Below are 7346 nucleotides of genomic sequence, written 5' to 3'. Positions count from 1 at the left end.
CCGGCACGGCCCGGCGAGACCGGTCCGGGCGGGGCCCGCCCCGGCGAGTCGGCACGCCCCAGCATCGCCGAGGCGTTGAACGGCCGGACGGGATCCCGGCCCGGCGACACCTCCGGCCACCCCGAGAGCCAGGCGGGTAACGGCCCCCGGCCTGGTGAGGCCGGTTCAGGGTCCGGAGAGGGCCCGAGGTCTGGTGAAAGCGGCAACGGCGCGAGACCCGGTGAAGGCCACACCGGCACCAAGCCGGGCGAAAGCGGCAGCGGTACGAAACCCGGTGAGGGGCACACCGCTACCCCATCGGGCGACCCCACGGCCACGACGGGGCGGACGCCCCATGCGACGCCCGACCCGACCGGCATGGCACGGAACGCGATGGACGAGGCGCGGCGGGCGGTCGCACCGGACGGCATGCCGCTGCGGGACGGCGGCGTGCGGGTGACCGGCGCCGACGGCCGGTCGGTCCACCTGCCGTACGAACGCCTTCGCGAGGCGCAGGACCGGCTCGCGGTGCGGGCGGCCGAGGGCGTCACCAACGAACGCCTGTGTGCAGAGGCGGCCAGGTGGCTGGGCGCAGAGATCGCCCGGTCAACCGGTGGGCACCCGCTCGAGGGCGGGCTGGAGGCCCTGCACCGGCTCGCCGAGAATTCCCCGGAGATACGTCCGGTCGCCACCGAGCTGGCTCACCAGACCCTGTCGGCCCACCCGGAGCGGGCGGACCTGGCCGCGAACTGGCCCGTGAGTGAGACCAGGCCCGAGCCGAGCCCGGTGATGCGGCCGGGCATGCACGAGCCGGCGGCGCGGGAGCTCGTCCACCAGGCGGAGGAACTGGCCTCCGCTCTGTCCACTCCGGTGACGCCCGATCCGGGCGCGCCGCGTACCGCGCCGAAGGGGAGTGCCCCCGGAGGCGTCCATTCGGCACCGGACGCGGCCGGGAGCACGGTGCCCGCGCCGCCTCGGCCGTCGCACCTGGATCCTCTGAGCATCGACGAGGTCGGGTCGGCGATCGCGGAGCTGCGGCCGGAGCACCTGGGCCGGGGAGTGACCGGCCTGGAGTGGAATCCGGACACAGCGACGCTGCGGGTGCGGACCGAGTCGGGAGCGGTGCACGAGTTCCACGTGAGCGTCGGCGATACGGACGGAGCTGCGGCGCGGACGCGGGTCGGCGCGGACGGTCGAACGCACGAGATGACGTGCGCGCCGTGGATGATGTCGAAAGAGGCGGCGCAGGCCGCCCACCTGCCGCCCGAACGAGTCGCCGAGGCCGCGGACGAGCTGCCGCGGACGGTGCTGCACCAGATGACCGACACGCTGCAGCGGGTCTCGGCCGCCGAGGCGAGGGCCGGCCAGGGCATCATCCGCCGCTGCCTGGACGCGATCGGTCCCGGACGGCACGGAGACCGGTCGGCGTCGGGCTACAACCAGCACCGATACCTCGCGGACAAGTACCTGAATGCCACCGACCCGGTGGAGCGGGCGCACTACGTACGGGAGATCAACGACCTGGCGCGTGATATGCGCGAGAAGGGCCGTACTCCTCCGTCACCGCCGTGGGTCAGCGGAGCCGACGGCATCCTGCCGGCGGAGCGCCCCACCACTTCGACCACGCCGGAGGCCGCCCGGATCACCGAGCTGACCGACCAGGTCGGCAAGGTCCGCGAATCGCTGCGGAACGACATCACGGCGCTGGAAGAGCGAGTGGCCGAGCACCGGAAACTGGCCGACGAGGCCGGCAAGGACGTCCAGGCCGCCTTCGACAACGTCACCAAGGCCGCGAGCGATCGTGACCACGCCGCGGCCACCCGCGCCACCGACGCGGTCGCCGACGGCCAGGCGGCGCTGGACCGGCAGGTGCGCCACACGGAGATCGCCGACGGGTACGACAAGGCGCTGAAGGAAGCGCGGCAAGCCGACATCACCTACGACGCGGCGCAGCGCTGCCTGAACCAGCTCACGGAGCATCCGGACCCCTCCACCGCCAGGACCACCGCGAGCGCCGCCGCGATCCTCGTCAAGAGGGGCGTGGAGGACCTGGCGTCGTACGGCCACGCGATGGACAAGACCATGCCGCCGGACGCCGCCCTGCCCGGCGGCGAGATCATGGGTCCGCTGGCCCACCTGCACAAGCTCACCGAGACGACCAACGAGCTTGTCGAAGCGGCCGGTTCCACCAGCAGGTTCGCTCCCGACGCGCTGGAGAAGACCCTGCGCGGGAGCACCCACGACCTCCTGTCCGAAAGCGGCGCGCTGGTGCCCTTGGACGAGTCCGGCGCGTTCGTGCGGATCCAGGCCGAGGTGACCGACCTGGTCGAGGTCAAGCCGGAGATGGACCCCGCCGAGTCGATGAGCGGAGGATTCGCGGAGGGCGGCCACGGGCACAGCGCGACCGCCGCGCGCACCCAGACCACGGCGGTCTCGGTCGACTCGTCGAAGCTGGCCATGCTGATCCCCGATGGCGTCCACCCGATCCTGGACGGCGCCAAGGCGGTGTTGAAGAACTTCGGTCCCGGCGTCGAGGTCGATGTCGGCCGGGGCCGGTCGGTCAGCGGAAACGGCCTCCAGCACGGGCAACCCGGAGCGGTCGTCGACATCCGGAACGGTGAGGTGCGGGTACTGGACGGCCGGGTCACCTACAAGGTGTCGGTGATTCCAGGGCATGACGTTCCGGAGACGCCGGTCACGCGTGTCACCGAGGGCACCCGGGAGGACTCCCCGACCATGCAGGTGCTGCTGTCCAACAGCTTCACCGGACGGGACCTGCCGGAGAGCGTGCAACTCCCCGCGGGTGAGGGCACCGGGAAGATGCCCCACCACCACGTGGCCGAGCTGAGCGGCCTCGAGAAATGGCACGACGACGTCGTCGCGGCCATCACCCAGGAGAAGGGTGAAGTCGACCCTGTCACCAGGGACCAGCTGCGGAACATCCTGACTCAGGAGGCCAAGGAACATCTGGGGCAGATGGTCAACAAGCCGAACGGCGAGCGTCGGGCCATCCCCGGCACGGACCTGGCCGTACGGTTCGAGGCCGAACTCGACCTGGGGAAGTTCGTCGCCCTGCACTCCAGCAAGGTGGACTGGCTGGAGAAGGTCGACGTCGGCCTCTCGGGCACGTCCGGGAACCAGTCGTTCAACGTGTCCAAGCAGGTCGGCGGCTCGATCCCGCTTCCGATCGACAAGTTGTGGGGCGGCGCCAAGGACCTGATGCCCGGACCGCACGAGGTCAACGTCGGCATCAGCGGGAAGCTGAACGGCAGCCGTGGCGTCACGCACTCCGAGTCGGTGAACGTCGGCGGCACGTCGGTGGCGGTGTTCGTCGAGCGCTTCGTGGGGCGGACCCAGGCCGAGCTCATCCAGCCGGGCGGAGTGGTGGTCAAGGCACACCTCTATTCACTGTCGGACAACCGGCCGCTGGGAACCGTTCCGGCGGACCTCGGCGGAATGATCCGGCTGTCGGCGAAGGACGCCGCCGAGGCCGGCATGCCCGTCGACGTGGCGGCGGTCAAGGTGGACCAGTCGGGTGAGATCGTCCGCAACCCCGACGGTTCGGTGGCGACGCCGGAGGACCACGGCCCGGTCGCGCCGTCGGAGCGCAAGGGCATCCCGGTGCACATCGGCGACGGCCCCGGCCAGATGCGCGGGGCCGGGTTCGCGGCGGTCAAGGACATCACGGGAATCGACGAAGCCGTGACCAAGGCGATGCCGACGCTCCAGGAGCGGGGTCTCGTCCCGAAGCTGGACGGCAACGAGATGCCGATCGCGCCGGACCATCCCGACCGGATGGAGTTCCTGCACGAGCTCGCGAACCTGCGGAGACTGGAGGACTTCCCGGAGCGGTTCTTCGATCCTCACTACGACCAGCTCTGCCAGGAGGGCATGGGCTTCGAGCTGCCCAACGGCCACACGGCCACGGTGGGGCTGCGCCAGCACTTCGACGAGGTCACCGATCTCGGCCCGGACGGGACGAGGAACCTCGTCGGGCTGAACATCGACTCTCAGTCGTCCAGCACCGGCGTCAACGACTCGGTGTCCTTGTCCGGCGGCGGTGGCGTCTCCGGCGCGTGGAAGAACTTCGGCGACCACAAGGCCGGCTTCGACGCGAATCTCGGCGGCGGTGGCGGAGTGAACCGCGGCCACTCCGTCGGCCGGTCGGATACGGCCTTCGTCAACCACGTCGGGCTGAAGGAGCTCAAGCAGCTGCGGAGCTTCGAGATGAGGCACGAGGCCTACATAGAGATCCGGGACCGCAACCAAAAGCTGGTCGGCCGGTTCACCGCGGACGGCTCGGCGAAGATCGCGTGGCCGAGCGAGATCCTGCCGGATGCCCAGGCCCGGCCGGCCGAGGTGGAGCGTCTCCGCTCCCCGGAGGGCACACAGCCGACGCCGAAGAAGCTGGCGAAGGACGCGTACTGGGAGCAGATCGACGCCGGCCGGGTGATCAAAGACCTCAGCGAGAAGGCTCCCGCCAGGGTGCTGGCGACGGAGGGCGCCAAGGCGTTCCTCGGCTCGTCCAGTCTCCGCGGCGCCAAGGAGAAGTTGCTGGGGAGCGGATACGAGACCAGCGTGGTCGTCGACCCGCACGGGCCGCGGCCACGCAGCTACACGATCAAGGCCGAGATCGAGATGGGACCGTCCAAGGTCACCGATTCGCACGACTCGGTGACCGGAGACGTCAACCTGACCGTCGAGGGCACGTCGGCCTCCTCGTCGCACACGAAGGGCGGGAACGTCAACGGCTCGGTCGGCGGCGGCCACCATGGTGCCGACGGATCGAGCCTGGACGGCGGCGCGGACCTCTCCCGGTCCGGAAGCACGACGACCGGAGAGTCGAAGAACTCCTCCACAGGGCTGGAGCGGCTGGACATCCAGGTCGGCAAGGATGTCGCGGTCCAGGCGAGCGCACACCTGAAGATCACCGTCACCGACGACCTCACCGGCAAGAGCTGGGAGTCGTCGGGCGACGTCGGGGCACGGCTGGCCGTGCGCGAGAACGACATGCTCAACATGCACCTGGACGACGAGTACCACCTCCCCCTGGATCGCATGTCCGACCTCGTCGAGCGGCTCGGCAACGGTGGCTCCGAACTCGGTCCGAACCTCGCCGTCAAGGTGGTCGGCCGGTACGCCGAGGACCTGCAGGCGGCCATCCACTCCGGCGCGGAACTGCCGCCGTTGGCCAAGTCGCACACGCCGGAGTTCCTCGGCGACGTGCTGGAGAAGGTGACGGGAGTCGGCCACGATCTGACCGGGACGCCCGAGGAACACCGTCTGAACGAGGTGGCCACCCACGCTAGGGATCTGGAAATGCCTCCTGTGGAGGTGGCCATGCCCGAGCCGTACGAGAAGGGGGTGGGCATGAGCCTGTTCGACCACGTCAGCTTCGACAAGCCCATCCATCAGGCGGTCCTGGAGGCGGTCGAGAAGAACGCGCCCGGCGCGCTGGACCGGGACCCGACGCTGCGGCAGGCGCTGTCCCAGATGTACGAGGGCGCACGCTGGGAAGGCCCCAGCGACAACATGTTCGACCCCTGGGGAGCCAGGGACGACGTGCGGGTGGTGGACGAGACCGGCCGTAGCAAGATGCTGACCATCAGGGTGAAGGCCGAATGGAACGGCCGGGCGGTCATGTACGACAAGATCCCCGGGAAGGTGGCGATCTTCCAGGCGTACGGCTACAAGGGACACGGCGCGACCAAAACCCTGAGCCATTCCCTCGGCGGTGACGTCAACGCGACGTACGGCCGTGCGGCCGGCGGCTCGACGAGCGGCTCGGTCGGGACCGGCCGCAGCAGGTCCGTCACCACGTCCGTCGGTCACGAGAACATCAGAGTGAAGCGGCTGATGTGGACGGACGCCGACAGCCCAGCGGCGAACGCCGCCAAGGCCGCGAACGAGACGGGGAAGCGCAGCCTGCTCGACGACAAGACGGGCATGGCACAGCTCGAGCACCCGGTCAAGATCACCGTTACCGCCGAGAGTGTCCCCTTGGAACCGGGACAGGTGAAGCCGCCGAGCGCGGAACGCCCGGCACCCGTCCCGGTCGAGGTGCACGGCACGGTGGGTCGCACACTGCCGGCGCGGATGGTCCGGGACGCCGCCGAGCCCGGCCCTTCGGCGGCCGACCACGTGCCCGATCACCGGCCGCTCACGATCGGCAACGACTTCGCCGTCGAGCGGGTGGAGCCCGAGAACCCGTACCACGTCATGCGGGAGAACTTCGTCGACCTGCTCGGCAAGGGGTCGGAGTGGGAGGTCGAGCGGCGGCTCCAGCACGAATGGTCGGCGCTGCAGCGGCAGGGCCGGGTCGAGCAGATGATGGGCCAGGACGGCTACCCGATCCGCATCAAGGTCGGCCGGCACGAGGTGGAGGCCGTCGTCCGGATGGAGCTGTCGGACCCGCGGATCCGCGACGTCGGCGGCGCCGAGATCAGCCAGGTCGACCGGCGGGAGTACACCGAGTCCTCGTCCGCGTCACGGAGCGAGCTGCTCCCGCCGAGCCGCAGTCTCGGAGTCAGCGGCGATCTGGGGCTCGGGGTCAAACAGTCCTCCGGCGCCCAGGCGTCCAGGTCCATCTCGGACAGCGGCGGCGCCCGGTTCGAGCACAACGTGTTCGCCACCACCCAAAAGGCGCACAGCGGCGATTTCACCGGCAATTACCGGATCACCATCTCCCGGGACGGCAAGTTCATCCGCGAGGCGGTGACGCACGGCGGCGTCAACCTGACGGTCGCCGGGCATGAGCTCGCGGACGCCCGGGCCCGGCAGGAGGCGGCGCCGCCGCCCGAGATCCCGGACGGCGGCGCGCCCGCCGTGGGATCGGGCCGGCGCGAAGCGGGCGGCGGCTGGGAGCCTGTCGAGTTCGACCCGGCGAAGCCGTCGGCGCCGCTGTTGCGAGCGCTCATCGACGCCCGTATGGACGACCGGGCGGTCTCGATCGAGGTGCCCGGTGGCCCGGACGGCGTGCGACGCTACACCGCCTTGCCGGACGGCACGCTGCGCAGCGACGACGAACCCTGGATCGACGGAGGGTTCGCCGACGCGTTCGGCAGGATGCACCCGGCCCTGGCGGTCACGGCGGACGAGCGGGGGATCGATCTGCACAGGGTGTTCAACCAGCCTGGTGCGGGCACGTTCGCCGACAAGGTACGCGCCGAGTTCACCGTGCGGGGCGTCCCGATCCCGCCGGAGGCGGCCGCGCCGGCAACGCTGACGGCCGAGGCCGGTGGTCGGCCGCACCCTGGGCACGGCGAGGTGACCGGCGAGGGGAGCGTCGGGCCGACCCACGGAGGCGGCGCGTGACCCCGCCGGGTGACGGCCCGGCCGTGGCGGGCCGCGGCCCCAGGTGCGCGTCG

The 7346-nt window shown here is 70.8% G+C and carries 1 protein-coding gene; it reads left to right on the top strand.

Annotation, left to right across the window (positions count from 1 at the left end; translation table 11 throughout):
- Positions 1-357: 357 nt before the first annotated feature.
- Complete coding sequence (locus ABEA24_RS52945) at positions 358-7293, top strand: hypothetical protein (RefSeq protein ID WP_345444581.1); 6936 nt, start codon at positions 358-360, stop codon at positions 7291-7293.
- The last annotated feature ends 53 nt before the right edge of the window (positions 7294-7346 follow it).

This window comes from Actinoallomurus vinaceus, assembly GCF_039542055.1.
GTDB classification, from domain to species: Bacteria; Actinomycetota; Actinomycetes; order Streptosporangiales; family Streptosporangiaceae; genus Actinoallomurus; species Actinoallomurus vinaceus.
This window is presented reverse-complemented; position numbering and strand designations above follow the sequence as displayed.

Excerpts from the sequence above, each read along its gene's own strand:
- ABEA24_RS52945 (WP_345444581.1), top strand. The coding sequence starts at position 358 with ATGGCACGGAACGCGATGGACGAGGCGCGGCGGGCGGTCGCACCGGAC.